At 40.3% G+C, this 26665-nt stretch carries 26 protein-coding genes, 1 tRNA gene and 2 pseudogenes; 9 read left to right on the top strand and 20 right to left on the bottom strand.

The annotated features are described in order from the left end of the window. Positions 1 to 33: 33 nt before the first annotated feature. The 9 genes from ACL9RF_RS00960 to ACL9RF_RS00920 form a co-directional block, all read right to left on the bottom strand. Entirely contained in the window at positions 34 to 756 is a 723-nt protein-coding gene (locus ACL9RF_RS00960) for a class I SAM-dependent methyltransferase (protein WP_422798720.1), read from the bottom strand. 93 nt (positions 757 to 849) lie between these two features. Next, on the bottom strand, positions 850 to 1305 hold the full coding sequence (locus ACL9RF_RS00955) for a VOC family protein (protein ID WP_422798719.1): 456 nt from the start codon (positions 1303 to 1305) through the stop codon (positions 850 to 852). Between the two features lie 44 nt (positions 1306 to 1349). Then, positions 1350 to 1784, bottom strand: a complete 435-nt coding sequence (locus tag ACL9RF_RS00950; RefSeq protein ID WP_422798718.1) for a GNAT family N-acetyltransferase — start codon at positions 1782 to 1784, stop codon at positions 1350 to 1352. A gap of 17 nt (positions 1785 to 1801) precedes the next feature. Next, the gene (gene lpdA, locus ACL9RF_RS00945) at positions 1802 to 3214 is read right to left on the bottom strand and encodes a dihydrolipoyl dehydrogenase (RefSeq protein WP_422798717.1); all 1413 of its coding nucleotides are present in this window, start codon (positions 3212 to 3214) and stop codon (positions 1802 to 1804) included. Between the two features lie 56 nt (positions 3215 to 3270). Continuing rightward, positions 3271 to 3867 (bottom strand): TetR/AcrR family transcriptional regulator, encoded by a 597-nt coding sequence (locus ACL9RF_RS00940; RefSeq protein ID WP_422798716.1) that lies wholly within the window; start codon positions 3865 to 3867, stop codon positions 3271 to 3273. A gap of 337 nt (positions 3868 to 4204) precedes the next feature. Next, on the bottom strand, positions 4205 to 5047 hold the full coding sequence (locus ACL9RF_RS00935) for an NAD-dependent epimerase/dehydratase family protein (protein WP_422798715.1): 843 nt from the start codon (positions 5045 to 5047) through the stop codon (positions 4205 to 4207). A 306-nt stretch (positions 5048 to 5353) separates the two neighbouring features. Next, complete coding sequence (locus ACL9RF_RS00930; RefSeq protein WP_422798714.1) at positions 5354 to 6253, bottom strand: alpha/beta fold hydrolase; 900 nt, start codon at positions 6251 to 6253, stop codon at positions 5354 to 5356. A gap of 11 nt (positions 6254 to 6264) precedes the next feature. Next, a complete protein-coding gene (locus tag ACL9RF_RS00925; RefSeq protein ID WP_422798713.1) occupies positions 6265 to 6612 on the bottom strand; it encodes a GIY-YIG nuclease family protein in 348 nt (115 codons plus the stop codon). A 9-nt stretch (positions 6613 to 6621) separates the two neighbouring features. Beyond that, positions 6622 to 7047 (bottom strand): MarR family winged helix-turn-helix transcriptional regulator, encoded by a 426-nt coding sequence (locus ACL9RF_RS00920; protein WP_422798712.1) that lies wholly within the window; start codon positions 7045 to 7047, stop codon positions 6622 to 6624. 295 nt (positions 7048 to 7342) lie between these two features. Here ACL9RF_RS00920 and ACL9RF_RS00915 point away from each other — a divergent pair. Further along, positions 7343 to 8508, top strand: a protein-coding gene (locus tag ACL9RF_RS00915) for an IS3 family transposase (RefSeq protein WP_422798711.1) whose coding sequence is annotated in 2 segments (ribosomal slippage) — positions 7343 to 7583 and positions 7583 to 8508 — 1167 coding nt in all. Because the reading frame shifts where the segments join, the coding sequence is not laid out codon by codon here. A 20-nt stretch (positions 8509 to 8528) separates the two neighbouring features. Here the strand turns inward: ACL9RF_RS00915 and ACL9RF_RS00910 are convergent. The 4 genes and pseudogenes from ACL9RF_RS00910 to mobB form a co-directional block, all read right to left on the bottom strand. Continuing rightward, on the bottom strand, positions 8529 to 8957 hold the full coding sequence (locus ACL9RF_RS00910) for a helix-turn-helix domain-containing protein (protein WP_422798710.1): 429 nt from the start codon (positions 8955 to 8957) through the stop codon (positions 8529 to 8531). A gap of 231 nt (positions 8958 to 9188) precedes the next feature. Then, positions 9189 to 9308, bottom strand: a pseudogene (locus tag ACL9RF_RS00905) (YWFCY domain-containing protein); the annotation flags it as partial. A 139-nt stretch (positions 9309 to 9447) separates the two neighbouring features. Next, complete coding sequence (locus ACL9RF_RS00900) at positions 9448 to 10146, bottom strand: hypothetical protein (RefSeq protein WP_260040329.1); 699 nt, start codon at positions 10144 to 10146, stop codon at positions 9448 to 9450. A gap of 270 nt (positions 10147 to 10416) precedes the next feature. Next, entirely contained in the window at positions 10417 to 11715 is a 1299-nt protein-coding gene (mobB, locus tag ACL9RF_RS00895; protein ID WP_422798709.1) for a conjugal transfer protein MobB, read from the bottom strand. Positions 11716 to 11800: 85 nt separating this feature from the next. Here mobB and ACL9RF_RS00890 point away from each other — a divergent pair, with 85 nt between their 5' ends. Next, positions 11801 to 12175 carry a hypothetical protein gene (locus ACL9RF_RS00890; protein ID WP_422798708.1) on the top strand — a complete coding sequence of 125 codons (375 nt, stop codon included), beginning with the start codon at positions 11801 to 11803 and terminating at the stop codon, positions 12173 to 12175. A 38-nt stretch (positions 12176 to 12213) separates the two neighbouring features. On the opposite strand, the gene mobA is transcribed toward ACL9RF_RS00890, so the two are convergent. Continuing rightward, positions 12214 to 12651, bottom strand: coding sequence for a conjugal transfer protein MobA (mobA, locus tag ACL9RF_RS00885; RefSeq protein WP_422798707.1), 438 nt, complete (start codon positions 12649 to 12651; stop codon positions 12214 to 12216). 695 nt (positions 12652 to 13346) lie between these two features. Here mobA and ACL9RF_RS00880 point away from each other — a divergent pair. From ACL9RF_RS00880 to ACL9RF_RS00865, 4 genes are read left to right on the top strand one after another with little or no spacing between them, the layout of a single operon-like run. After that, positions 13347 to 14114, top strand: a complete 768-nt coding sequence (locus ACL9RF_RS00880; RefSeq protein ID WP_422798706.1) for a ParA family protein — start codon at positions 13347 to 13349, stop codon at positions 14112 to 14114. Between the two features lie 5 nt (positions 14115 to 14119). Next, entirely contained in the window at positions 14120 to 14533 is a 414-nt protein-coding gene (locus ACL9RF_RS00875; protein WP_422798705.1) for a DUF3408 domain-containing protein, read from the top strand. Positions 14534 to 14544: 11 nt separating this feature from the next. Beyond that, positions 14545 to 14820: a DUF3408 domain-containing protein gene (locus ACL9RF_RS00870; RefSeq protein WP_422798704.1), complete on the top strand. Its 276-nt coding sequence runs from the start codon at positions 14545 to 14547 to the stop codon at positions 14818 to 14820. A gap of 2 nt (positions 14821 to 14822) precedes the next feature. Continuing rightward, positions 14823 to 15461, top strand: coding sequence for a conjugal transfer protein TraD (locus tag ACL9RF_RS00865; protein ID WP_422798703.1), 639 nt, complete (start codon positions 14823 to 14825; stop codon positions 15459 to 15461). Positions 15462 to 15476: 15 nt separating this feature from the next. Here the strand turns inward: ACL9RF_RS00865 and ACL9RF_RS00860 are convergent, their stop codons facing one another. Next, positions 15477 to 17237 carry a DUF4209 domain-containing protein gene (locus tag ACL9RF_RS00860; RefSeq protein WP_422798702.1) on the bottom strand — a complete coding sequence of 587 codons (1761 nt, stop codon included), beginning with the start codon at positions 17235 to 17237 and terminating at the stop codon, positions 15477 to 15479. Between the two features lie 338 nt (positions 17238 to 17575). Here ACL9RF_RS00860 and ACL9RF_RS00855 point away from each other — a divergent pair, with 338 nt between their 5' ends. The 3 genes and pseudogenes from ACL9RF_RS00855 to ACL9RF_RS00845 all read left to right on the top strand — a co-directional run. Continuing rightward, positions 17576 to 17881: a DUF4134 domain-containing protein gene (locus ACL9RF_RS00855; RefSeq protein WP_058699049.1), complete on the top strand. Its 306-nt coding sequence runs from the start codon at positions 17576 to 17578 to the stop codon at positions 17879 to 17881. Between the two features lie 11 nt (positions 17882 to 17892). Next, positions 17893 to 18225, top strand: coding sequence for a DUF4133 domain-containing protein (locus ACL9RF_RS00850; protein WP_422798701.1), 333 nt, complete (start codon positions 17893 to 17895; stop codon positions 18223 to 18225). Further along, positions 18222 to 18743, top strand: a pseudogene (locus ACL9RF_RS00845) (TraG family conjugative transposon ATPase); the annotation flags it as partial. The gene ACL9RF_RS00850 and the pseudogene ACL9RF_RS00845, both read left to right, overlap by 4 nt. A gap of 16 nt (positions 18744 to 18759) precedes the next feature. Here the strand turns inward: ACL9RF_RS00845 and ACL9RF_RS00840 are convergent. The 5 genes from ACL9RF_RS00840 to obgE form a co-directional block, all read right to left on the bottom strand. Further along, entirely contained in the window at positions 18760 to 19638 is an 879-nt protein-coding gene (locus ACL9RF_RS00840) for a phage integrase SAM-like domain-containing protein (protein WP_422798700.1), read from the bottom strand. A 578-nt stretch (positions 19639 to 20216) separates the two neighbouring features. Continuing rightward, positions 20217 to 20289: transfer RNA gene (locus tag ACL9RF_RS00835), tRNA-Lys, on the bottom strand. Between the two features lie 214 nt (positions 20290 to 20503). Next, a complete protein-coding gene (locus ACL9RF_RS00830; RefSeq protein ID WP_422798699.1) occupies positions 20504 to 23884 on the bottom strand; it encodes a DEAD/DEAH box helicase in 3381 nt (1126 codons plus the stop codon). 217 nt (positions 23885 to 24101) lie between these two features. Continuing rightward, positions 24102 to 25349 (bottom strand): peroxiredoxin family protein, encoded by a 1248-nt coding sequence (locus ACL9RF_RS00825; protein ID WP_422798698.1) that lies wholly within the window; start codon positions 25347 to 25349, stop codon positions 24102 to 24104. Between the two features lie 215 nt (positions 25350 to 25564). Beyond that, positions 25565 to 26563, bottom strand: a complete 999-nt coding sequence (gene obgE, locus ACL9RF_RS00820; protein ID WP_422798697.1) for a GTPase ObgE — start codon at positions 26561 to 26563, stop codon at positions 25565 to 25567. Positions 26564 to 26665: the final 102 nt, after the last annotated feature.

Below are 26665 nucleotides of genomic sequence, written 5' to 3'. Positions count from 1 at the left end.
ACGTATTTTTTTTAGGTTGAAAAAGCCTATATTTTATTTATCTCTTTTTTTTGATGCCGTCAAAGCATACAACATTGGGATCTTATCGCCTAGATGAGCAATCCTGAACTTTCCAGGCTCAAATTCAACGGAATTATTGAAATTAGGATAAGGTGAATAATTAAATTCTTCAAAGGAGTTTAAGTCCAAATCAATTTTCATCAATGCGCCTATTACCTCGCCTAAACTATGATTCCAACCGATTGATTTCAATTCGACTTTGGCTTCTTTATCCGCATAAGTCCCGGTTTCTGTTTCTACAATAGGGCCTGTATTAAAATAGCTGTAGTCAATTGTTTTAAAAGCCGAATCATACATCCAAACAAATGGATGAAATTCAACAAAAACAAATTTACCTCCTGGTTTCAAAAATCTTGAAACGACCTGCGCCCAGTTATCCAAGTCAGGGAGCCAGCCAATGGTGCCATAACTGGTAAAGACAATATCAAACTGACGATCTAAATGATTGGGCAAATCATAAACATCACTACAAATAAACTCCGTGGAAGTATGGAGTTGTTTGGCCAATTGTTGTGCCTGATAAATAGCCGCATCGGATAAGTCAATACCAACAACTTCAGCACCTAAACGGCTTAAAGAAATACTATCATGTCCGAAATGACACTGCAGGTGTAAGACCGATTTGCCAGACAAGTTTCCGAGTAAACGGAGTTCGATATCGTTTAACGAATTTTTGCCATTCAAGAAACCCTCCAAATCATAAAAATTAGATCTGAGATGTGTCTCTGTTCTCGTATTCCACGAATGACGATTGATGTCTAAATAGTTTTCTGCTAAATTCATATTGTTCTAATGAGATGAATTCAGCTTTGTCCATTTTTCGTAACTAACCACACCAAGCTCTGGTTTACTTTCACCTTCCAGAATATGGATAAACTCCAGCTGATTTCCGTCTGGATCGTCAAAGTAAAGGGCTAATGCAGGCATCCACGCAAAAACCATTGGTTCGTTGGTACCGTCTTTAAGGAAATTATACGCTTTTAATTCTCTTTCCTGTAAAAAAGTATTTGCCGATTTTAGTATAAAATCTTTGGAACAGCTGAAAGCAAAGTGTCTTTTCTGTAAATTCTCCGGCTGTTCCCACAGTCCGAGCATGGCCTTCTTGTTTTCACCGATCCAAAGAAATGCGATAGGTCTGGTTTCATCGTAATGTGCCAGTTGCAGTCCTATGATTTCAGTATAAAACTGAACAGCTGCGTTCAAGTTACTCACCTGAATATGTGTTTCATATAGTCCGTCAATCATATGTTTATTATTAACAATACATTTAATTTTAAGCAGGTTTTCTTTTAAAGCCCCATATGTATAATAGGATAGTTTTTACCCGAACCATCCTGTTCAGATCTTCCTATTTTCTTAAATCCTAATTTTTCATAAAAGCCAATGGCCTGAATATTCTGTTCATTGACATCGACCTTATCAACAGCACAGCTCGCTTTCATAAATTGAAATAGCCTTTTACCGTATTTTTTCCCTCGATAATCATTATGGATAAAAAGCATTTCCAGATTTCCTTCTGCTGCTGCAGAAAATCCGATAGGTATCTCATTTTCGATAAGTAAGAATACCTCCAGGTTGGGCAGATAATCTGTTGGAATAACCTGTTTAAAATGTATAAAATCTTCCTCGCTTAGAAAGTGATGTGTAGCGCTTACCGCTGATTCCCAGATTTCCATAATTCTTGGATAATCTTCGATGGTTGCAAGCCTGAATTGTTCTGTCATTCTTGTAAAATTAACAATTAAATATTCAAAGATGCCTTGCCTGATGCAATGGTATATGCTTCTTTTAACACCTCAGCATAGGTTGGATGTGCATAGCAAACGGAAGCCATATCTTTCGCTGTAACCTCATATTCCAAGCCCACAACTGCTTGTGCAATTAAATCTGCGGCTCGGGCACCTATAATATGCACCCCCAATAATTCGCCGTATTTGGGGTCAGAAAGTACTTTTACAAAACCATCTGTTTCCATGCCAGCCCTGGCTCGGGCATTTACCGCAAATGGAAATTTACCAACATTATAAGCTAATCCTTGTTTTTTTAATTCTTCTTCTGTAGCACCGACCGAAGCAACCTCTGGCCAGGTGTATACAACAGCGGGAATACGATTATAATCTAAATGAGGCTGCTGTCCATGTATTGTTTCGACAACGAACACCGCCTCTTCTTCTGCCTTGTGGGCCAACATCGCCCCACCGATTACATCACCGATAGCATAGATATTAGGCACCGTTGTTTCAAGCATAGCATTCACATTAATAGTCCCATTGCCATTTAGCTCTACGTTTGTATTTTCTAAACCCAGATTGGTTACATAAGGTTTTCTGCCTACGGCAACCAATATATAATCAGCGGTCAGTTCCTGTTCGGCACCTTCTTTATTTTTAAAATAGACTTTGGCACTGTTGCCTAAATTTTCAGCTTTATATACCGCTTCGCTAAGCTTGATTTCTACGCCTTCCTTTGTTAAGATTTTGGTGAGTGTACTGCCCAATTCATGATCCATAGTAGCAATCAGGTTATCGGCATACTCTAAAATAGTCACTTTTGTTCCCATTCTATTGAAGATTGAAGCCATTTCCACACCAATTACGCCTCCGCCAATGATCACCATGCTATCTGGCTTTTCTTTCATTGTCAATGCTTCAGTAGAGGTAATGATCCTTTCTTTATCAATTGTCACGCCAGGGATAGTAGCGGGTTTAGATCCCGTAGCAATGATGAACTTCTTTGACCTGATAACGATCTCATTTTGATCCTTATCTTTAATTTTCAAAGATTCATTATTGAGAAAATTGCCTGAACCTTGTAAAACTTTAATCTTGTTTTTTCTCATCAGAAAATCTAGTCCCTGTGTATTTTTAGTGACCACATCAGCTTTGCGTTTAAAAACCTGTTCGAAATTGAGTCGAAGGTCAGAAAATTCAATCCCATGATTTTCAAACTTCTTAACGGCATCGGCATAATGATGTGTTGTATCTAAGAGTGCTTTCGTCGGGATACATCCTACATTGGTGCACGTGCCACCAAGAGTATTGTATTTTTCTACTAAGGCAGTTTTATAGCCCAGTTGTGCACTTCTTATAGCGGCTACATATCCACCAGGTCCTGAGCCGATAACGGCTATATCAAATTCTTCTATTTCTTTCATTGTTACTCGTATTTTACAAAAATAGACCGATTGGTTTATTTTGCGTTAAAAAAAATTTAATTCGTTAGATTTTTAATTAATTTTTCTAAAAAGGACATGGCAATATGGAGTTCTGCCATGCGATTGTTGACCTTTGCCTGCATAAAGGCGCCTTCAATCATGGAAATCATAATCACGGCAATTTCGGTTGGATCCGTATCTTCTTTTATTTCTTTTCTTGCAATACCACGTTTTATTTGATTCTCAATGGAAATCTTCCAAATATCAAGTGCTTTTTGAACACGTTCTTTTAGCTTTGGATGCGTATCATCAGCTTCTGTAGCGGTATTCAAAATCGGACAACCAGCCTGTAAATAGGGGTATCTGAAATAGTTTCTATAGGTTTTCGGATAAACCAGCAAGCGCTCTATGGCAAAGTCTGTAGCCAAGATACGTTCTTTCATATGCTGGGTAACCTTAGCAAAGTTGTAATCAAAAACATGCAATGCAATCTCATCTTTGTTTTCGAAATTACCGTAGATGCAACCTTTTGAAAGACCAGTAGCCATCATTAAATCACTTATCGATGTACCCGCATAGCCTTTCGTATTAAAAACTGTTGCAGTTTTTTCAATAATAAATCTTTTGGTATGATCTGACTTTGTCGTTTTCATCGCGTTGTACCTCTAAGTGGATACAAAGTTAAATAAAAAAAACCGATCGGTTTTATTTTGTATAAAAAATAATCATTGTGATTTTTTTTGTAATTCCGCTGGGATTGGTTTAGTCGCGCTGTGCCCGTACGCTTGGCCTGAACCTTCTGCGAATTGCATTTAGTGCTAAAATCCACGTTTTTACAATATCTAATGGCTTTTGCTACTGGACTCCCAGAATAATGCACCTTTTTTAATATACTTAGGTTACAAATACTATACCCTGATATAAGAATTTACTTGATATAATTGAAGAATTGTTCCGTTTAATTATCTTTTTAACAACGCTGACGATCAATTAATTATGCAAAAGAAAATCAAACGTATATTTAGGGCGATAACCAAAAATAGTCCGGGCTTTATCAGAGCTATATACCCGATCAATGGTAATGGGAAATGTCCAGCCTTTTTTCTTATATATTTCTTCTGCTTCAGGATAATATTTTATGATAACATCAAACGGAGAAGATTTTAATGTAGGCAAATCTTCTTTGCGAAACGGAGAACCACTTGAAATATTAAAAATATCAAACTGTTTGAAGGTATGTCTTAAAGATAATCTAATCGCTTCGGCACCATCTCTTTCATCTAATCCCCGGTATAACCTATGATTTAGTTTCAAGTTTTCAACTTCAGGTAAAAATCGGGCAACCCTGAGTACAATTGCTTCCAATCCTTCTTTATCAAAAAAATCTCTACATAGCTGTTCGCAACATTGTTTCGTGATATCGTAAATATCTCTGGGTTCTTCAATTAAAGTCTCATCGACCCAAACGGCTTGTGTTTCACTATTCATTGCTGTGCCGTAGATGGACGTTGTACTCGTATATATAAATTTCTTGACTCCATTTTTAACGGCAGCATTTAGTAGATTAAGGGTTCCTTTGATATTTACATCTATAAAAGCTTCCCGAGAATAGTTTAGATCATAGTGTCTGCCATGAAGGGCTGCTGTATGGACGATAGCATCTACGCCTTTTGAAATATGTTCTATGGCTTCAAAATCTAAAATATCAATCAATTCATCTGTTGAAGGGTGTTCCATCAAATCTATGCCTGTAACCTCATAGCCATATCTTCTTAGATGATCTACTGTAACTGAGCCTAAACGACCCGATGCACCTGTAACTAAAATTTTCATGCTTTTTTTACAAAAAAAAAAATTAAGGAAGGGCTATGCAAACCCTTGAAAGTAAATCGAAGAATCAAATTTTTACAAACCATAATTTTCCTTTTGGAAAGATTACCCCATTGGTTCATGGCTAAGAAACCATAAACCGATAAGCTGCCTCCTGTTTAGCTTTTGGCCTATACGAAAAGTATACTTCCAGTTCCTGCTGTTAAAAATTGATGCTGTGGTATTCAATCGGTAACATCGCAGGGCTGTAAAAAACAAGTCTTGCAATTTGTGGCCAGTTTATATATCTGTTGTTGTGACCGATCAATTTTATTCTAATTTATTTAAATGTGTAAAATTATTCTCCATAAATGCATCAACGACAGTTATATTCAAGTCATTAGGGAGAGAATGTCCCATCCCTTCAATTTCCATAAAACATGCATTCGGAATCGAGTTGGCGATGTCTTTGCCACAGGCTAGGGGAAATAAAGAGTCTTCTGATCCATGAATTACTAAAGTAGGTTTATTTATTTTTTTTAATCGATCCAGATTATAAGATGTTAATGCTATTGCACAGATTTGTCCTAAAATATTGGCCGATGGCGACCTTTGCAGGTCTTTTAAAATATTTTCTTTTTCTTCATCTATATTAATTGGAAAACCACTTCCCGCTATGGCTTTGACAAATTCTAGTCTCATGTTCAGATATAAATCCAAATCTTCTTTAAAATTGGGCATTGGACGAAGCATTAACCCCATTACTTCCGCTTTTGGCTGGGGCAAGGTAGGATTTAAAGAAGTCGACATAATAATGGTTAAACTCTGTACCCGTTCTGGATAATCTGATGCGATGATTTGACCCACTATTCCACCCAAAGAACGGCCAATTACATGAACTTTTTCGACCTTCAATTCATCCAACAAAGATATCACATCATTGGCCATATCGGCCAATTTATAAGCGTTTTTTGGATATCTTCCTTGTTGTAGAAGACCGATCATTTCATTCACATTTTTAATATCAAATTCTATAAAGGTTGACAAACCTGAATCTCTATTATCAAAACGAATGACTCTAAACCCCTTATCTACGAATTCTTGACAAAATGAAGAACTCCAACTTGTCAATTGACTTCCTAATCCTGAAATCAACAATACCGTTTTTGTATTTTCAGGCCCCATGACATCGTAGAAAAGGTTAATTTTATTTAACTTGGCTATCGGCATTTTTAGTAAAATTAATAATGTTCAACCTCATTCTTTAACAAGCCTTCATACACAGCCTGTTTCATTTTTGTCAGTTCTTTTCGATAATCAAAAAATTGATTCTCATTTTCTTTTAACACTGCAATCATCTCAAAGCTGAAATTATTTTCCCCTAGGGTAGTCCAATCATTTTGGAGCTCAGTGTTTTCAAACTGTCCGTTTTTCAACATAAATTTTGTTTTATTTATCCAGGCCTCTGCATTTAGGGTGGGTTTTAAAAATACTTTTCTATTTTCTTTATTTTTTATAACAAGAATTCCCATCTCCACATTCTTGTTTTCAAACTCCTCTTTGTACCTCTTTTTTGTGTTTTTATCCATAATATTATTTTAATTAAACTTTGCAATCAAATCATTTAAAACATCGATCATTATGCCGTGATTTTTCTTTTTCACAGCGGAGAAAATTTCTTCGGCAACTTCTTCTGCAGTTAATTTAGCCTCTTCAAATATCTGTTCACCTGTTTTGGTCAATACAACATAGCTCACTCGTGCATCACGAGCATTTGACTGCCGATCAACTAAACCTATTTTCTCCATCGGAGCAAGTAATCTTGTAACTCCAGATGCAGTAATGCCCATTTTACCTGCCAAATCAATCCTTCTACATTGATTACCAGGGCTATTTTTCAATAGATAAAGTATGATGAAATCACTCATACCCAGACCGTGCATATTCAGTTTATCGAATTTTTTTGAAAGGATCGATTGTGTTTTTATAATAGCTAAAGCTGAATTTAAATTTTTACTAATCATTGAAAAGTATTTGAGTTCTTAAGTAATTGCAAAGATAGTTTTTTATTTGGATACTAAATATAGTTTTTAATAGATGTATCGTTTTCAGTAAATACTTACCATGCATCGCAATAGCAGTACGTTTGTCGCTGATAAAAAAATCGAATTCTTTATTGGAAGATTTGAGACGTTTAAACCAGCTAAAAGACATTCAAAGTCAATTAGATATAAGTTCTAAAAAGGAGGACAAACCTAATTGGAGTGTCTACCTTTGTTGAGACGAATTACTTGAGTTCGAAATTTATATATTTGAACAATGGCAAAACAATATGACAATGAATTCAAGGTTATGATAGCCGAGCTATATAAATCTGGAATAACGGCAAAACAGATCAGTGATGATTACTCTATCCATGACAGTATTATAAGACGATGGAGCCGTGAGTATGATTCCAAGTCTGGTGATTTCTCTAAAAAGAAGGGATTATCAATTGAGGAGAAAGAGTTGAAGGATTTAAGAAAGCAATTAAAGGATGTAACCGAAGAGAGAGATATATTAAAAAAGGTAGTAGCCATCTTCTCCAAGAGCGACAAGTAATATATGAGTTTATCTTAAAGAACAAGGATATTCATACTGTTGAGAAGATGTGCAAGTGCATGAGATTGAGTAAAAACTCTTATTATCATTGGCTTCGAAATAAGGATAGGCAGAGGATTACCTCATCATCGACATTATTTCTTAAAGACCGAATCAATACTATATTTGAGCAGAGTAGACAGATCTATGGGAGTTACAGAGTTCAAAAAATACTGGAACGCGAAGGGCTTATTTACTCCCGTTCTTATGTAGGATTCTTGATGAAGAAAATGGGGCTGAAAAGTGTCTTGAGAAGAAAATTCACGATAACTACCGATTCAAAACATTCTTTTCCAATAGCAAGTAATGTTCTTGATAGAAGTGTTGAAAGTCTAGAAATAGGCAAAAAGTGGGTATCTGACATTACCTACATAAGAGTGAATGATGGGGGGAATTATCTGACTACAATTATTGATCTTGCGGATAGAAAAGTGATTGGATGGTCTTTAAGTGATGATATGACAACCAAAAATACAATACTTAAAGCTTGGTTATCAGCGAGAGGAAACAGAGATATTCAACAAGGACTCATTTTTCATTCAGATCGCGGAGTACAGTATGCTTCAACTAAAATGACCAATCTTTTTTCTTTTAATAGAAAGATAATACAAAGCATGAGTAGAAAAGGTAATTGTTGGGACAATGCTGTAGCCGAAAGTTTCTTTAAAACAATAAAGTATGAGTGGCTATATAGATTCAAATACAATTCCTTGGAACAATTATCTGATTCTATTGCCGAGTATATAAAATGGTATAATACAAAAAGAATACATTCCAGTCTAGGCTATCGAACTCCGCTGGAAATGGAAATCAAATTAAAGAGTATAAGTAAAAAGGTGGCTTGAGAAAATTAGTCCTAAAAACATTAGGTAGTCCAGATCTTATCTCCTGCTTTATGATCAAGGTGCATCACAGGCTTAGAAAGTTGAAGATAGGTATGGATGGCATTATTGAAACGGGAGCGCGCATAACCCTCGGGGTGCTTCGAGATATATTCCAGATGAAGTAACTCACGGGTTACACCTTTCTTTTTTAGTCGTTTACAGTAGTCTGGCAGCAGCAGTTCCAACTCCTGCATACGTGAGCTACATATCGATTTGGTAGCCGTCGTATTAAAAAGAATGGATAGTTCACTATCGCTCTTGGAATTGAACTCCTCGTGGGTGAGACCCAGTTCGTGCCAGATTCGCACATATTTTTTGATAGTCGTACGGGAAGTACCTAAAATCCCATGAATAGTTTTTGTGCCGGTTCCCTGGCAATAAAGGCGGATAATCTGTCGTAGTTTATTCATTTTTATCGGTGTATTGGACATCGTAATCAAGGGTTTTTGTTCATCAAAAATCTAAACAAAAACCACATCTAACGAAACCGATTAGTAAACTACTTTATATTCTTTTCAGGGGATCACTTTCCTCTGGCCAAAGGGGGACACTTTGCTTTGGCCGAAGGGGATAACTTTCCTCTGGTAGAAGGGGACAGTTTCAGATGGTATAGGGGGACCATTTTGGAGAGGTTTATCCACCCGTTCGGCAAAGAACCCGTAACAGAACCAGTAAAAGTGCATCATTACCAACAGAATACTTACGGCACGCATAAAATCCATGATTTTGGCTAATCCTCTCAAATCGTCTTTACCTTGCATAACAAAAAATTTTAGTGATGCAGGGAATTTAGAGGCTATTTAAAAGCACTTACACAAAGGGGGGGCGGATGGCTTTTGGTGGCGATGTTTGGCTATAGAAATCGGGTACAATGAAAAACTGTACCCGATGATATGTATTCTAAAAGAAAAACTCGCCCTCTGTTTTATATCCTGTTGCTGTCTGTGGGGGTAGATTAAATAATTCCTCTTTATCTACATTTCTTGTGTAGATGTCATAAATTCTTTCTCTTCCTTTGCCCTGAATAAACTTTCCGGTTTTTCTTTCCAACCATGCGCTTGCTGTAACACCTACAATTTTTTTGTAGTGTTGTCTTTTTGCCAAAGGGCTTGTTGTGGTAAAACGCTCACGACTGTTTCCGCTAAGGTTAGCTTGTGGATGTTGGCTGTGGTCATATTTCCACCAAACTGATATCCTTAGTTCTTCATAGCCTATGTCCTGCCACATTACAACAGACGGATAACCAAATAAATCAGTAAATAAATGTCCATCTTCATTATCCTTAGGTGAGTAGTCCAGTGAGATAAGACCTTTATCAAGTAAAATATTTATCCCTGCAACAAGTAGATTTCTATATGGATTGACTGCTTTTTGAGTGGTTGCAGGCTTAGTTTGAGTAATACCGTGTTCAAAGTTTTCTTTAAGATTTGTTTGGTTTGCATCTTTACTGGCATTAAGAAAGTGTTTCCAATTCTTAAAGCCTGCATTTATAGATGCTTTTTCCAATGCTTGAACATGGCTGATATTTTCCTGCTTTTTGATTTTCTTGGCTTGACGTTTAATGAAATCGCCTGTATGCCCATTTACTTTATTATTCATCTTTCTACAATTTCTCGTCTGAAAAATGTCACCCATCTACCATATTCTCGAAACGAGATAGTTGTTTCGATGATAATAATATATTAAGAGGTACGGTGCTGATACAGCTTTGCTATGATGAGTGGCACGCTTCCGTCTAAAGCATAGGACAAAGTTAAACAATTATGGGATAAATTTTTTAGTGCTTAAAAATAATTGAATTTAAGTAACTGTTGAAACCAAAACCACAAAGACCAAGATGTTAATCCTGGTCTTTGATGGTCAAAAAAGCTATTGCTGTCTTCCATGCTTTTTGCGTTTCTTCTTTTTCTTCATACGGTTGGCAAATTCCTGCTCCTCGTAGTCTTCGCCCTGTGCCTCCGGCAGTAGCCCACCCAATCCGTCTATCAACAAATCATCGTTCGACTGTCCTTTATTCAGAAAGTCAAAAAGTGCATGGGCTTCCTCTTTCTCTACGGTGTTGCTCGTGGTCGATGGCTGATTTTGTGTGGATGTTTTTTCGGCTTCTTGGCGTTGCCCGATTGCCTGCACGTTCCACCAATCATTAAAGACATTAGCCGAGAGGTTTTTGCCCAAAGCTGAACCGTTACAAACGGTACGGCTTTCGTGGTCGATAAAAGTCATACCATATATACGCCCCTCATCGTTGCGCCGTACCACGGTATTGATACCCTGTTCCAATAATTGCTTTTTAAAATCGGCTTCATTAATGGCGGTGTGCATTGCGACTTCAATAGTGCTTTTGAGGACGGCTCTTACAGGGTCGGATTTCATTTTCTCCTTAGCTGTTGCGAATTGGTTTTGCAGTTCGTCCAGTCCTGCCTGCTTGCCGAAAAGGGATGCCTTAAAAGGATTGCTCGCTTTTTCTCCCTGCTCGTTCAGTGCAAAATAGACAAGCCCATTTTTGGGCTGTCCGTGCAGTTCCCCTTTGACTTCCTCGGCGATGATATTGAAAAGTGAAAGCAAGGCGTTGTATGCTCCGAGGCTTGCGTACCCGTAATACTTCGGCAGGTGTCGCACCACCGAAGCGATTTGGCTCTTAACGTCTCCGGCTCTGTAATCCACCGGACGGAATACCTGCTCATTTCCCGTGCGCTGTTTCTCCGTGGCAGGTATCAGATTATACGTTTGTTCCAAATCCCGACAGATTGCCATTGAACGTGGATGGTCGTAGCTGTCCGGTAGTTTCTTCCCGTCCAAACCCACACAGACCGTTACGATATGGATATGGGTGCGCTCAATATCCGTATGCTTGAAAACGATATAGGGTTGCTTGCCATACCCCATGCGCTCCATATACTCCTGCGCCATTTCCACGAACTGCCCATCGCTGACCCTATCCGCAGGATCAGGGTTCAGCGATATGTGGCGCACTGGCTTTTCTGTTCTGATATTTGCGGACAGGTACGGCTCAAAACACTGGTGCAGGTAGCTTGTCGAATAGGTATTATCCAACGTTTCGGGTATTCTATTCAGCAACAAAACCTGCCCGTTTTCACTGTCAATCTTCTTTTGGTTATAGGAGATAGTCCCGTATAAATTATCACCCTTTCCAATTTTTGCTATCATCTCTTTCCTTTTTGATTATATTAAATATCACGAATTTTCCTCTTTGATAAAAAAAAGCTTATTATTATAATAAAATCGTATAATCATGACCAGAATTTTTACCTTTTTTATCGTTGTTTTATTGTTTTCCTCTATTACCAGTTGTGAAAAGTCAGATGACACTTCCCCTGTGTTAAATCTGAGTGGGACTGAATGGCAGATGTCTAATGAGGAATTTCGTGTCAATCTTCGTTTTATGAACGATAGTGTCTGTGCTATTACTACAGGTGCTACTGATGGTAGATTAGGAGTAAATTATTCTGAATACACCTACAAAAGAGCTTTTGGGATAGATTTGATGATATTAAACCACTCTACTGTAGAATATACTGTTAATTTTTTGGATAGCCATAATCTCCAATTGAGCCGTTCGGTTGAAAATAAAAGTGTAGACCCCATCGTTTTGGAAAAGCTTAAATAATAAAAATTATCCTAAAGACTTCTTTTTTCGCTATCATCCTATCCGTGTTTTTGCAGGTGTTCTTTTTCAAATTCCTGTGTTAGCTCAATCACTTTCCGGCATAAGTCCGCCATTTCTGCCGTCTGCTTTTCCAGTTTAAAGAGGTAAGCCGATGCCTTTTTCTCCGAGAAATTGCTGTAAAGTATCTTCACGATTTGGTTGTAGTTCACGCCAACCGCTCTAAACTGGCTGTAAAAATTGGTGAGCATCGTATGAAAATCGACTGCATCCATATCAATTTTTACGGTCTTGATTGGCTTCTGAAAAATGCAGGCTGTAATGAAATGTGCCATTACTTTCATTTCCGATTGCTCGAACAAAGTAAGGAACTTTGCATTTTCTTCGTCCGTAAGACGAAATACATAACGGTGGATGCTTGGGTCTGCTTTAGGCTTGCGCCCACCTTTGTTTGTTCGGTTTCTTCTGTTGTCTTCCATATCTAAATCCATTAATAACCGAGCTTCAGCGAGCTCAACTTTAGTTAATTAACATAAACTCCGACTGCGGAGGGTGTTTACCAAGCCCCCTGCAAGGGCAAGTGGTTTTGAGGCACGAAACGGGTTTCGAGTGCCTCAAAACATAACTTGCTCTGTTCGGGTGAACAGAAAATCCGCCCTACGGGTCGGATTGGGTAAAGCGGAAAAAAACGGCTTTTCGCCGTTCCGCCCACAACTTCCATACGCCAATAATTTTTTCATTTACCCCTTGTATTTAAGTCCTTACAAAGTAAGGGTAGCTTTTCCGAACGATTGCCCTGTTGCCCACAACCAAACATTGCCAACAAATGCCCCGAACTACCGCATTAAAAGAGTGCATCGGAATAACCTGCTTCTTTGCGCTATCAGTCACGCAAGCCTGTTTGCAGGCATCCACTCCCGATGGCAGTTAGGAAAGCCGGAGCGCAGGATTGCAGGAAAACAGGAACGCCGGAAAGCATGACGGTATTCCATACGGCAGGCAGGACAACAGGCAAGCAAGCTATCGGTCTTGCCTGCATGAAAGCTCGAATGACGGCAAGCCGGACAGATGGAATTGTATCAAGACTGCCGGACGGTGTGCAGGAGTGACAGCCCTGCTCCATGCAGGACGGCAGGCAGTCCACGGAAACAGAAAACTTTAAAATAGAATAGAAATGGAAGCAACAAACAGGACAAAATTTATTGCCTTTTCAAGCCAAAAGGGAGGCGTTGGAAAAAGCACGTTTACGACAGTTACGGCAAGCATACTCCATTACCAAATGGGGTATAATGTAGCCGTCTTTGACTGTGACTATCCACAGCACAGCATCTGCCAAATAAGGGAACGGGATTTGAAAGCGGTCATGCAAAACGAGGTGCTGAAAAAACTGGCGCACCGCCAATTCTCCACCATCAACAAGAAAGCCTATCCGGTACTGCAAAGCAAGGCTGACAATGCAATAACAGATGCGCAGGCATTCGTACAGGCTTCGACTGTTCCCGTGGACATGGTTTTCTTTGACTTGACCGGAACGGTGAACACTACAGGCTTGCTCAACACACTGGCAGGGATGCACCACATCTTTTCGCCCATCACGGCAGACCGTGTGGTCATGGAAAGCACATTGAGCTTTACCGATGTGCTGACCAATGTCCTTATGAAGCACGGACAGACCTCCATCGAAACGATACGGCTGTTTTGGAACATGGTCGATGGCAGGGATAAATCCCAACTGTACGAAATCTACGGCAACGTCATTAAGGAAGTCGGACTGCAAGCAATGGAAACACGCATTGCCGATAGCAAACGCTTCCGCAAGGAAAGCGAGGCAACGGCAAAGACCGTCTTCCGTTCCACACTATTGCCCCCCGATAAAAGGTTGATGAAAAACTCTGGACTGGATTTGTTCATCGGTGAATTTTTAAGAACCATTGACCTGTAATCGCTATGGACAACGACAACAAGAAAAAGCCGATTGACGAGGCGTATCTCATGTCGATTATGGCAGGCGAAACAAAGAAGCCCCAACAGGCGGTAGCCCCCCAAGAGCCAACGGCAGAACCGCCAAAGGAAAGGGCAACAGAAAAGCCCGTAGCCAAAGAGCGTACCCGACAAAAAAGGGTTTCCGATATAGGCTACGGCGAGCGGTTTCTCGATAGCCATACCATGACACGTCGAGGCGATAAGAGTATCTACATCCGGCAGGAATACCACGAACGGCTTTCCCGTATCGTGCAGGTTATCGGCAAGGATAATATACCCCTATATGCCTATTTGGACAATATTCTCGAACATCATTTTGAACAGTTTGAAAAAGCTATCACCGAGGATTTCAACAATAAGTTTAAACCCATTTTTTAAAATATTCGATTATGAACAAGACACAGCAAAACCAACCGAAAAAGGTACTGCGCATAGCCCGATATAAGTCGGTTTTTCTAAGACCGACCGGAGTTGTCGCAAGGTGTGGCAAGTCGGTGTACATCTGCCCCGATTTCCACAAGAAGTTATCCCGTATCGTCTGTATTCTCGGAGACGGGGAAATTAAGCTTACCGATTATCTGCACAGCGTATTGAAACACCACTTTGAGGATTTCGGCGAGGAAATAAATACCATCCATGCCCGAAACCAAAAGCCAATCTTATAGCTATGGAAACATTGATTGTAATATGCCTTATCATCGTCATCATCCTTTTGCTGAAAGATAAGGTGGTCATCTATAAGACCGTCCGCAGGGAGGCAAAGCCGGAAAAGCAAAGACCCGACCTGCCGGATATTATGGGGCTTCCAAAGCCTGTGGAACGACACACGTTGCCACTGAATGCCACAAAGAGCCAATCCGGCGAAAGTGACGGGATAGCTGATAATTTTGATGCAGAAACCTACGGGATAGGTTTTGGATTGGAAAATCCGCAGATTGAGGGAGAACCGGATGAAGTCTTCGGAAGTATGTCCGATTTTGAAAATGAGGAAGACGAATGGGATGAATACGGGTTTGAGTACAGCGACAATGAGTTTGCCACAGGGGTTACCTTTGACGAATTAACAACCGTGGGAGCATGGTTGGAGCAAGATGCGCTCGAACCTGCTCAGCAACAAAAAGCGGTCGATATAGTTCAGCGATTACAGGGAACAGAATTGTTCGGTCTGCTCGAAAACTCAATGGAGGGGGCTTCACGGAAGATTGCAAAGCTGTTGGACAAGAGCCTCTCCGCCGGAACGGATTTCAGTTCTCCCGATTTGCGGAACAATGATTTGGATGGTTTCGATATTGGGGAGTTTGTGTAAGCAAACTCCCTTTTGTTATGAAAAATTAATAAGTCCCAAGCATATTAATGAGTGTAACACTCTATCTGCTGTTTGTTGGTTAAACATATCAGGATTTGCCATACCGTGACATACACTATTCCGTAAATTCCATCCTCTTTGGTCGGTAAATAGTATTCTAAAATAGTCGGCAAAATCTTCTCCTAAAGATTCTCTTATTATTTCGTCTCTAAGAATTTCATCAAATGTCTTTAAATGATATCCACCACCTCTTGAAGACTTTAAAACATTACCTCCAGCCATCTCAACAATATTTCTAATGGCTTCTTCTATTTGAGGAATTATTAAGTGGATAAATACTAAGTAATCATTTTCAAAGTATGCACCCAAAGCTCTTTCTATTACAGGTATTCTTTCAGGATTTAAGATTGGTGTTTTTACTACAAAATCCAAAATATTTGTTTTGGAAAGACCTTTATTTGTTATAGATTCATTTAAAACTGCTCTGATAAAAACAGATGAAAATGAAAGACTTTGTGAAATCTGTCTTATAATATGTCCCTCTAAGTCATTTTCCAACGAACCAATTGTTGCAACTACACGTCCTTTTTCATCCTGAATTTGTTGAGGTATTAAAAACACCAAAGATGCCTGATTTGATAAATGAAACACCTGCTCCTTTACTTGTTCTTTGATTGGAATGTATTTACTTGCAATACGTGTAATTATTTCATCAGGATTACCATCAGTCATATAATTTATATATTCATCTACTTTATCCTTTGGAAATTCAACTGTTTGGGCTATTGGCCTTAACTCTGATGCTACCTGTGGTCCTAGTTCTCTAATTCTCAAAAGTAAATTTTCAGCTTCACTATTAAGATTAAATTTTAGATATAATTTATATAGATGGTCTAGCCAACCCGAAGCTTGCATAGCAGAAGCGTCTTCAATAATTTTATCAAATGCGTTACCTATTTTAAGAATAACTCTCTTTACATCATCCATTTTTTGTTTCTTTCTGTAATAGATTGCTAATCTTTCTGCAGCTGCTTCTGCTGCCCAAGGGTCAATTTTTTGAGTTTCTGTGTCAGCTGTGGTTAATCGAGTTAATTTTTCTTCTAATTCTTTTATTATTTCCTGCTCTTCTAAATAAGAAAGTTCTATTTTTTTATTTCCAACAAGTAGATCAAAGGAATAGCCCCACAACCCTGGCTTATCATCGACTGAATGTCTTGTTTCGAAAGATAGGATGGCATTTTTAACCCCTTCAATCAGTGAGGTGTCGTTTATGGTTATTGCAAGATTTAAGGCTCGTTGTAATTTTACATAGGTACTAACTTCATATTTATGAAAATCTCCGTTAGCGGAATCAAGTATAGAATTGATATATAGCCTGCAAGTATCATGTGTAGGATTGTCACCGATTATCTTTTTTTTAAAATCCCATACAAGCCCACTATAACGAGATTTAAGAATGGGGTTAATAGAGTCGTTTGCCCTTTTCTCCCAGTAATTAATCATAGTAGGCGTGATTAATTTTATTGAGGGCGATTCTGTAGCTGTGTTATCACCATTGTTCCACACAAACTTAGGACCAAAATAAGTTCCCCATCCCGTTGTTTTGTCTTGATAATTCTCAGAAAAATCAAAAGCCATTATTTCAGCTTTTAATTCTTCATCCACTAAATCTTGGTCTTCAGGAATTATTGTTCTTAAAGCTGAACCAAGGTCATTTTCATCAAAGTTCTTTTTCTCAAGAGTGTCAAAATCGTTTAAAATATCATTTATTGCCATATTCAATTGTCTTTTTGTGAAATTATTAACTTGTTTATATACAAAGCATCTCCATTTTACCAGAGTGTGAATGTCTGTTAAGTTTATTGGCTAAACTACGAAAAAAGATTTCTTTACTTTAAGCTTTATTAGCTTCAAATATTACAATCATCCTATTTAAAGAAATGTCATACGCTCAAATTTGACGTTTTCATAGCCTTTTCTCACCTATACTGCCACTCACTGCCAACTAATTCCTTCAATTTCCAGTTTCCCATAACGCTTCGATTTCCATAAGACTTTTGTTGCGAAAGCCCACACGGGGTGGGCAGGCAATAACAATTTAATTCAGTTAAATCATGGAAAAACAAAGCAAAAAGGTGTTGCTGACCGGCGTTGCGTTACTGTCGGCATTTGGTGTGTTCGCCCAGGGCAACGGCTCGGCAGGCATCCAAGAGGCTACGCAGATGGTAACGAGTTACTTCGACCCTGCAACGCAGTTGATTTATGCCATCGGGGCAGTGGTAGGGTTAATCGGAGGCGTTAAGGTGTACAACAAATTTAGTAGCGGAGACCCCGATACAAGCAAGACGGCAGCATCGTGGTTTGGGGCTTGTATCTTCCTAATCGTAGCGGCGACCATTCTCCGCTCATTCTTCCTTTAACCTGGCGTACTATGAGCAATTACAATATCAATAAAGGTATCGGCAGGACGGTCGAGTTTAGAGGGCTGAAAGCACAGTACCTGTTCATCTTCGCAGGTGGTCTGCTCGGTGTGCTTATCCTCGTCATGGTCATGTACATGGCAGGCGTAAACTCCTACGTGTGCCTGTTTATCGGGGCAGGCGGTGCATCGCTCATCGTATGGCAAACATTCGCATTGAACGGCAAGTACGGCGAACACGGATTAATGAAAGTCGGTGCAAAGAAAAGGCATCCGAAATACATCATCTGTCGCAAAGCCGTACATCGCTATTTGAAGTTCAGCACTAAATACAAAGCCTTATGAGAAATACTGCAAAAGCCACAACGTTGGAAAGCAAGTTTCCATTACTGGCGGTGGAACACAACTGCATCATTTCAAAAGATGCAGACATCACGGCTTGCTTTCGGGTACACCTGCCGGAACTGTTTACAGTAGCATCGGCGGAGTACGATGCTATCCACTCGGCATGGCACAAGGCTATCAAGACTTTGCCGGATTACACCATTGTACACAAACAGGACTGGTACATCAAGGAAAATTATGCGTCGGATATGGCACAGGACGGGTTGAGTTTCCTTGCCAAATCCTATCAGCAACATTTCAACGAACGTCCTTTTTTAAACCATTACTGTTACCTGTTCCTAACCAAGACGACAAAGGAAAGGATGCGGATGCAGAGCAACTTTAGTTCGCTTTGCAAAGGTGTCCTTATCCCAAAAGAAATTAGGGATAAAGAAACCGTCCGCAGGTTTATGGAAGCGGTCGCACAGTTTGAGCGCATTATCAATGATAGCGGTTTTGTGAAACTGGAACGCTTGACTGGACTACCTAATGTTTTTAGGTGCTAAGTGTTCCTGTTTTGGTACGGTTAATAGAGAGCCAATCCGTTCCATCAATCCCCTTAAAAACATCTGTAACTTTCAACTTCTCTACATCGGAGTAGGCTAAACCCGTAAAGCAGCAGAAAATAAAAATATCCCGAACCTGTGATAACCTCTCTGTAGCAAATTCTTTCGTCACTATAGTGCTAAGTTCTTCTTCGGAAAGAAATGGACGCTCTACAGGCTTTGTACGCATCTTATAGCCAAACATAGGGTCTTTATCTATCCAGTCCATACTTAGAGCTATACGTATGATTTTACTAAGGTTTTTAAGGTACTTTACCGCCGTATTATTGGCGCAGCTGTTTTCGGTGCGGAGGTAAAGTTCAAAATCACTGATAAAGCTTTGATCAACGTCTTTAATGTCGATATCAGTATAGTTGAATTTAGCAAGTAGAAAAGCCTGCACATGCCTTTCTAAGACAAGAAACCTCTTCAGTGTTCCACTAGCGTATTCAATACCAATTAAAGCCCTTATTTTATCGTTATGAAGCTTTATGACCTCCATTAAGCTATGTGTTACTATGTCCTTTCCAAGAAAGGCAGTCTTCAACGATTCAGTGGTAATCTTTGTTTTTTTATTCGACAGGGTTCTATAAGCTTCATAAACTTTAGCCTTCATGTCGTCTAGAGCTTTATTGAAATGTTTTACATCTTCCTTGGTTCCGATTTGGCGACCAGATTTAACATTCCAGCGATTAGGAAGGCATTTACAACCTGTCGAAATTTCTGTACGTTTTCCTGCTACGGTAATACGCAGGTAAATAGGGGCTTCCCCAGACTGATAATTTTTTTGCCGCTTCATATAGAATAGCATGCTGAAATTAGTTTTCATCGTAAACTGATTTAAGGTAAACAACCCGAGTCCGATCTTCGGACAAGAGCTGCATCGCAGATAAAATACAATAGGAATCAACGATGCAAAAGTAGCCTTACAGTCTAAACGTATCAAGATGTTTTAAAGATGGTATTAAACTAGTTTTTAAATAGTTACACGCAAATTAGGTGAGTAATAAAAACCCTTAAAACACGAACCTAATCACTCACCTTTTTTATGCGATTTTCGGCAAAATTTAGGATTTTCCAGAAAACAAAAAAGCTTGCAATATTTTGATTTAAAAGCTTTTACGTAGTTTTCACTATTTCTTAAGTGATCCCGCTGGGATTGGCTCAGCCCCGCAAGCCCCCAACACACACCCTGAGCCTTCACGAATCGAACCCCCTGGGTTCTTCATCCACAGGGAAACAAAAAAAGCAACCCTTTTGGAGTTGCTTTATTTTGTGATCCCGCTGGGATTGGCTCAGCCCCGCAAGTCCCCAACACACACCCTGAGCCTTCACGAATCGAACCCCTTGGGTTCTTCATCCACAGGGAAACAAAAAAAGCAACCCTTTTGGAGTTGCTTTATTTTGTGATCCCGCTGGGATTCGAACCCAGGACCCATACATTAAAAGTGTATTGCTCTACCAGCTGAGCTACGGAATCCTAATTCTTTTTTTCGAATTATGTCTCCTTGTTTGGAGTGATGCAAAGGTAGAAAAAAGGTTTATAAATGCAAAACTCTGGCAACAAAAAAAAACAATATTTCGCTAACTAACTGAAGTGCAAGGAGAATAATTTTAAAAAACTATAAAACAAAAACTGCCCTGACAGTAGTTTAAGGGGCATTTGTAAGGTGAGGAAGCTGTGGTAGCAGCCGCTACAGCACTTTGATGACCTCGCTGAGGATAACATCCTGCGCCAACAATGTCTTTTTCTGCTGCAGGAGCATTATTTTTTCTTCTACAGTATCTGTGCAGATAAGGCGGACGACAACGACATTTTTATCCTGACCGATACGGTGGCTACGATCGATGGCCTGGTTTTCAACGGCAGGATTCCACCAGGGGTCGACAAGGAACACATAATCAGCTTCAGGAAGATTAAGGCCTACTCCACCCGCTTTTAGGCTTATCAGAAATACGCGCGTTTTAGCATTGTCTTTAAAATCTTGTACGATAGACTTTCTATCCTTACTTTGCCCATGTAGGTAGGCAAAAGGAATATTTAGGAGCTTAAGGCGATCGGCGATAAGATCTAACATCCCTACAAACTGCGAAAATACCAATATCTTGTGCACCGATGCTTTTTCTTCAATCTGCTGTAGCAGCACATCGATCTTCACCGAATCGGTAGCACTATACCCATCCTTCAGCAGGAATGGTGAATTGCATATCTGCCGAAGGCGTGTTAGCCCCGCCAATACATGGAGTCTATTTTCGGCGACATCTAAGTCGGGCACCTTGTTTATAAAATCACGGAGTTCCTTTTCGTAGGTATCATACACCTGCCGCTGCACAGCATTCATGACACAGTATAGCACCATTTCTGTCTTCTGGGGTAGCTCCCTGGCGACCTCTCTTTTTGTACGACGTAACACAAAAGGCTGTATACGCTGCTGCAGCTCGACAGCGCGAGGACCATAATTAAACTGCTCTACGGGTGTAATATAGGTGTCTTTAAAAAACTGCTTATTACCCAGTAAACCTGGACAGGCGAACGATAGCTGACCGAAGATATCTAGGAGATGGTTTTCAATAGGTGTTCCTGTAAGCACAAGCCTGTTGCGGGCCTGCAGCAGCCGCGCTGCTTTATAACGTTCGGAGTTGGGGTTTTTTATTGCCTGTGCTTCGTCGAGAATGATGTAGTTAAAATTAAAACTTTTTAAAAGTCGAATATCCGAAAGCAAGGTTCCATAACTCGTAAGTACGATATCATAAGCATTAAAAGTCTCCATACCGACCTCCTTACGACCGTTTCCATAGTACAAAAGCACCTGTAGGGAAGGTGCAAAACGCTGAACCTCGTCCTGCCAATTAAACAGCAGTGAAGTAGGCACAACCACCAAACTCGTTTGTTTTCCTCTTTTTTCCTGCTGCAGCAACAGCAAGGCTATAACCTGCAAGGTCTTCCCCAAGCCCATATCATCGGCAAGGCAACCCCCGAAATTCAAATCGTCCAAATAAGATAACCAATTTAACCCCGCTTGCTGGTAGTCGCGCAGCGTAGCCTGCAAGGCTTCAGGCGCGGCGACGGCAGGGATATCCTTTTTCCTTAAAAAATTAGCCTGGAGGAGGGCAATTTCATGTGAAACCTCTTTGGAAAGCAGCTCCTTATCAAATAATGTAACCACCTCCGAAAAGTTGACCTTAGGAATGGTGAGAAAATCCTCCTGCAGTGAAGCAATGCGGAAGTACTGCGCAATTTTTGCCATCCATACATCTGGCAACAGGCCTTGGCTACCATCATCTAGCAGCACAAAATTTCGTTTATAGCGGATGGCACTATGCAGCTGTTTAAGGCGTACCATAGTATCTCCAAATTTCACCTGAAGATGCACCCTAAACCAATCGGTGCCACTACGTACTTGAATATCAACCGTAGGTTTATAGGGATTCCATTTATTTTGATCAAGCGTATCATAACCCAAAATTTCTATTCCAGCATTACGCCATACTTCGAAGGCTTCTAAAAACCAGTTGTCGTCAAAAAAACGATCATGGTGGAGATAGAAATACCTAAACTCCTGCAGCTGCTCTTCAAAATCAGGATGCTGCAGCATCACCAAGGCCGTTAGCTGCTCTTCGAGTACAGTATCGCGGTGCACCAGAAAACGGTTACCAAACGGATCATAATCAAATACCTGTTTCTTGCTGTATACGGGTACCTCGGTAGCACCATACTGTACAACGGGTAGAATAGTAATATAATTGCCCTCCTGCTGCAGGTAAATATTTTTTACCACGGCCCCATTCTGGGCTATGGGATAAACCTCCGCAGCCTTATGGATATAGGCATAATCGATATGGATAAAGTGCGCTAACGGATTAAGAAAGCTTTCCTCAAACTCGGCATACTTGGAGGCGTGAACAATAAGCATATAATCATGCTTTTTCAGATACTGCAGCGCTTGTAATAGCAATATATTATCAATCAAATAATAGTTGCCTGCATAGGCGATAAAGCTGTCGTAACGCAGCAACACATTACGCAACGGGACCTGTATATCGTTTATTAATATGCTTCCGGTAACCTCAAAAAAGGTGTCTTTTTGCACTACCGTTAGCTTTAGTGTTAATGCAGCACAATGAACTGTGGTATACCGCAAAGCTTTAGCAATCTTATTCTCGCTCATATTTTTATCATGAAAATATATCGGCAGGGCCAATGGATTTTTAACGATAAGCTTGAGCGTCGCTATGTCTTGCGCGCTAAGATCCTCACTAAATCGATGCTGCATGGCTATACAAGCGGCATAAAATTTAATGCTATCGGCATCGCTGGTATAAGGCAACAAGCCGATCGGGTCATAGGCTGCGGGGGTACCTTTTAGTTTATAATCTTTCCCTACTTCGGCTTCCATAAGCTGCGCCGTAAGGTGGGAATAATATTTATGGCGGGCAAACACAAGAATGGTTTGCTTTACGACTTTATGCGGTTTAAGGGATTTAGTAGATTTAGCAGGTTTAGCAGGTTTAGGGGGTTTAGGGAGTTCTGTCCCCTTATTATGTAAAGATGCTGCCGCCAGCGTAGGCGGTAAAAGAGGATTTGCGTTTAGCACAACGTCTGGTATACTATCTTTAGTGACCTTCACCAACTCCTTTACCTGCATCTTTACCGCTACAGAATTTGCACTATACTGCAGCAGGAAATAGGCATCCAGATTCGGCTCATTACAGATACCATAATCCTTTGCATATGGTAGCAGGTAGTCACGGCGCACTTTAGCATCAAAAAATATACGAAACATAGGGACCTGCAGTAGGGCATACCAAACCTCTGCCTGATGCACACATAGTCCTTGGCTAGCGCCGTAGCACGAACAAGCCAGTACCATGGTCCCGGATGTAAGCTGTACCGATACATTCGGATATGCTAATAAGCTGTTGGATTTACTAAACAGACCTGCAGCATAAGACAAACTCAACGCATAGATCGAAGTTAGATCACGCGTGTCGGGTAAGGGAGCAAATGGAATCGTATGTGCATCGAACGTTGTGATATCAAATCCGGAGTAGCTGTATTCGAAGTAAGTTTCCATTCCCATCTATTAAACTGCATTTCGTCAAAAATCCTCAAATAAATTGAAATTAACAAGTTACAAGAGAACACAAGAATTTACCCCTAACGCTAACCTTACCTAAATCAGCCTAAACCAACCTAAACCAGCCTAAACCTAAATAAAAAAGGTATTTAAAACCAATTCCGACTCTAAACACCCTTTTTATGTTTTACGATATAACACACAGCATTAATGGCTAATTCAACAATGCATTAATGGTATTTTCAAATTGCATTTTATACTTTTCATAATATAAGCCCGTACCTGGCCCATAAAAAGCCGTATTTATTTCATGTATGGTACCCGTTTTGTCCAATATAATACTCGTCGGGAACACCTTTATATCCGTAATCTGAGGCAATGTCTTTGCGGTACGCTCCGGATCACGAACCGTAACCCCCGTATTTAAAATCGGGTATTGCACATCAAACTGCTTTTCGAACTTCTCGAGGCTTTTTTTCGAACGTTCCACATCCGTAGAAAGCTCGTAAGCCAGCGCCACAAATTCTACCCCCCTATCTTTATTTTTTTTATAATAGTCGCTAAAATACGCCATCTCGTCCATACAGTTAGGGCACCAAGAGCCCATAATCTGCACGACAACAACCTTATTTTTAAAACGCGCATCAGCCATAGAAACGGTATGGCCCTGCAAATCCGTAAAGCTAAAATTAAGCTTACCATCGCTACCCGGTTTAACCGTAGTAATTGGCGCTTCGACCAGGGCAGAATCATCCTTTACAGCCTGCCAAACCGTTGCAGCTGCATTGCTACTATAAAAATTGCCCTTTAGCGTATCCCCATTTATAGCAGCTTTAAAAACCATAGCATGAATACCATCAAAAGTCGACAGCATTAACGAATCGCCTTGAATAATACCATCCAGGTAACGGAAGTCACCACTTGTGGTCAGCACCGCGCCACGCACCACATTACCCTTTTGTGTAAATTCGCCTACCGAAGGCGCCTTATCCGGCTGCCCATTACGTAAGAAGCTTACACGCCACTTCCCTTCCACCTGATGGCTTACCCTACCGGAGGCGGGCACAGCATTGCCGAAACGCGCTTTGCCGGCCGTGGCCTCAAATGGCATCTGCAAATCCTTATCAGCGCCTCCCTTAATCCAAACCCCCGATAATCTATTATTCCCCTGCAACTTGACCCGAAAAGCGGACTCAAAAACGGGCATCTGAATAAGTAAAGAGTCATTAACCTGCACAATATCCGGCGTCTTAATACGCTCTTCGCCATTAACAACATACAGCACCGTCTTTTCTGCCTCTTTGTCTACAAAAAACTCAAACGGTATAGCCACGCCATCCGCACGCAGTATGCTGGCATTCCACCGACCAGTTTTAAGCGTAAGGTGCTTTGCTGGTTGCTGCGCCATAAGGTTAAACCCCACGAGTACGCTCAATCCTACAGTTACAATTTTTTTTATCATCGTCATGCTATGTATAAAATCACCCATAGGGCATTTAAGAATGCTAATCTACCAAAATAGTAGTATTTAAACACCCTACATTATGCGAATTTACATTACAGCGACATGAATAGTAGCAACAACCAGGATAAGGCTATAAGCCAGCGCCATTAGGGCACAAAAAAGGCCGTTTACAATACATAAACAGCCTCAATAATACAGTTCTTGGTTACAAATTAAGCATTGATCGCTTTCCATAACATATCTTTAAGCTGGGTAATATTTTTACCAGCAACAGACGAGATAAATACAAAAGGAATATCGGCAGGAACCTGTGCTTTCATCTCCTCCTCCAGTTCCTCATCCAGCATATCCGATTTTGTAATCGCTAGCAAACGTGGTTTTTCCAACAGCTCTTCGTTATAGGTGGTAAGCTCGTTCAATAGGATATCATACTCCTCCTGAATGGTACGATCCGTGTCTGCTGGCACCATAAACAATAAAACCGAGTTGCGTTCAATATGACGTAGGAAACGTATTCCCAAACCCTTACCCTGAGATGCTCCTTCGATAATACCCGGAATATCGGCCATCACAAAGGATCTGTTATCGCGGTATCCCACAATACCCAAATTCGGTACAAGCGTTGTAAAAGGATAATTTGCAATTTCCGGCTTTGCAGCAGATACTACAGACAATAAAGTGGATTTCCCTGCATTCGGGAAACCTACCAAGCCCACATCCGCCAACACCTTAAGTTCCAGTATTATCCACTCCTCTTTCCCTGGTAAACCCGGCTGAGCAAAACGTGGTGTCTGCTGTGTCGACGACTTAAAGTGCCAGTTTCCTAATCCACCACGACCACCTTCCGTTAAGATTTTAGTTTCGCCATCTTCCGTAATTTCAAACAATACCTCACCCGTTTCGGCGTTCTTGGCTACCGTACCCAATGGCACCTCTAGAATTTCATCTTTACCTGTTGCCCCCGAGCATAAGGCCGCTCTTCCTGGCTGTCCTGCTTCAGCAATAATATGCTTCCTGAATTTAAGGTGCAATAAAGTCCAGTGCTGTGTAGACCCTTTTAAGATAATATGCCCACCACGACCACCATCGCCACCATCAGGACCACCTTTGGCCGTAAATTTATCGCGATGCAAATGTGCTGAACCAGCCCCACCATGCCCCGAACGACAACACACTTTAACATAATCAACAAAATTAGACCCCTGAGCCATTGTTCAAAAAAAATTAAAATTTAAAAATTACTAATATAAAATCTATACCTACCAACAGAACAAAAATAGTAGCTATAAACTGTACATACAGCCGTATAGCTA

The organism is Sphingobacterium sp. Mn56C, from assembly GCF_049319645.1.
Taxonomy (GTDB): domain Bacteria; phylum Bacteroidota; class Bacteroidia; order Sphingobacteriales; family Sphingobacteriaceae; genus Sphingobacterium.
The sequence above is the reverse complement of the archived record's forward strand: the minus strand, read 5'-3'. Positions and strand labels throughout refer to the sequence as shown.

Excerpts from the sequence above, each read along its gene's own strand:
- ACL9RF_RS00910 (WP_422798710.1), bottom strand. The coding sequence starts at position 8,957 with ATGAATAAACTACGACAGATTATCCGCCTTTATTGCCAGGGAACCGGC.
- ACL9RF_RS00955 (WP_422798719.1), bottom strand. The coding sequence starts at position 1,305 with ATGATTGACGGACTATATGAAACACATATTCAGGTGAGTAACTTGAAC.
- ACL9RF_RS00950 (WP_422798718.1), bottom strand. The coding sequence starts at position 1,784 with ATGACAGAACAATTCAGGCTTGCAACCATCGAAGATTATCCAAGAATT.
- ACL9RF_RS00870 (WP_422798704.1), top strand. The coding sequence starts at position 14,545 with ATGAACAAGACACAGCAAAACCAACCGAAAAAGGTACTGCGCATAGCC.
- ACL9RF_RS00920 (WP_422798712.1), bottom strand. The coding sequence starts at position 7,047 with ATGATTAGTAAAAATTTAAATTCAGCTTTAGCTATTATAAAAACACAA.
- ACL9RF_RS00855 (WP_058699049.1), top strand. The coding sequence starts at position 17,576 with ATGGAAAAACAAAGCAAAAAGGTGTTGCTGACCGGCGTTGCGTTACTG.
- ACL9RF_RS00925 (WP_422798713.1), bottom strand. The coding sequence starts at position 6,612 with ATGGATAAAAACACAAAAAAGAGGTACAAAGAGGAGTTTGAAAACAAG.
- ACL9RF_RS00860 (WP_422798702.1), bottom strand. The coding sequence starts at position 17,237 with ATGGCAATAAATGATATTTTAAACGATTTTGACACTCTTGAGAAAAAG.
- obgE (WP_422798697.1), bottom strand. The coding sequence starts at position 26,563 with ATGGCTCAGGGGTCTAATTTTGTTGATTATGTTAAAGTGTGTTGTCGT.
- ACL9RF_RS00825 (WP_422798698.1), bottom strand. The coding sequence starts at position 25,349 with ATGATAAAAAAAATTGTAACTGTAGGATTGAGCGTACTCGTGGGGTTT.
- ACL9RF_RS00880 (WP_422798706.1), top strand. The coding sequence starts at position 13,347 with ATGGAAGCAACAAACAGGACAAAATTTATTGCCTTTTCAAGCCAAAAG.
- ACL9RF_RS00890 (WP_422798708.1), top strand. The coding sequence starts at position 11,801 with ATGACCAGAATTTTTACCTTTTTTATCGTTGTTTTATTGTTTTCCTCT.
- mobB (WP_422798709.1), bottom strand. The coding sequence starts at position 11,715 with ATGATAGCAAAAATTGGAAAGGGTGATAATTTATACGGGACTATCTCC.
- mobA (WP_422798707.1), bottom strand. The coding sequence starts at position 12,651 with ATGGAAGACAACAGAAGAAACCGAACAAACAAAGGTGGGCGCAAGCCT.
- ACL9RF_RS00850 (WP_422798701.1), top strand. The coding sequence starts at position 17,893 with ATGAGCAATTACAATATCAATAAAGGTATCGGCAGGACGGTCGAGTTT.
- ACL9RF_RS00935 (WP_422798715.1), bottom strand. The coding sequence starts at position 5,047 with ATGAAAATTTTAGTTACAGGTGCATCGGGTCGTTTAGGCTCAGTTACA.
- ACL9RF_RS00940 (WP_422798716.1), bottom strand. The coding sequence starts at position 3,867 with ATGAAAACGACAAAGTCAGATCATACCAAAAGATTTATTATTGAAAAA.
- ACL9RF_RS00830 (WP_422798699.1), bottom strand. The coding sequence starts at position 23,884 with ATGGAAACTTACTTCGAATACAGCTACTCCGGATTTGATATCACAACG.
- lpdA (WP_422798717.1), bottom strand. The coding sequence starts at position 3,214 with ATGAAAGAAATAGAAGAATTTGATATAGCCGTTATCGGCTCAGGACCT.
- ACL9RF_RS00900 (WP_260040329.1), bottom strand. The coding sequence starts at position 10,146 with ATGAATAATAAAGTAAATGGGCATACAGGCGATTTCATTAAACGTCAA.
- ACL9RF_RS00875 (WP_422798705.1), top strand. The coding sequence starts at position 14,120 with ATGGACAACGACAACAAGAAAAAGCCGATTGACGAGGCGTATCTCATG.
- ACL9RF_RS00865 (WP_422798703.1), top strand. The coding sequence starts at position 14,823 with ATGGAAACATTGATTGTAATATGCCTTATCATCGTCATCATCCTTTTG.
- ACL9RF_RS00930 (WP_422798714.1), bottom strand. The coding sequence starts at position 6,253 with ATGCCGATAGCCAAGTTAAATAAAATTAACCTTTTCTACGATGTCATG.
- ACL9RF_RS00840 (WP_422798700.1), bottom strand. The coding sequence starts at position 19,638 with ATGAAAACTAATTTCAGCATGCTATTCTATATGAAGCGGCAAAAAAAT.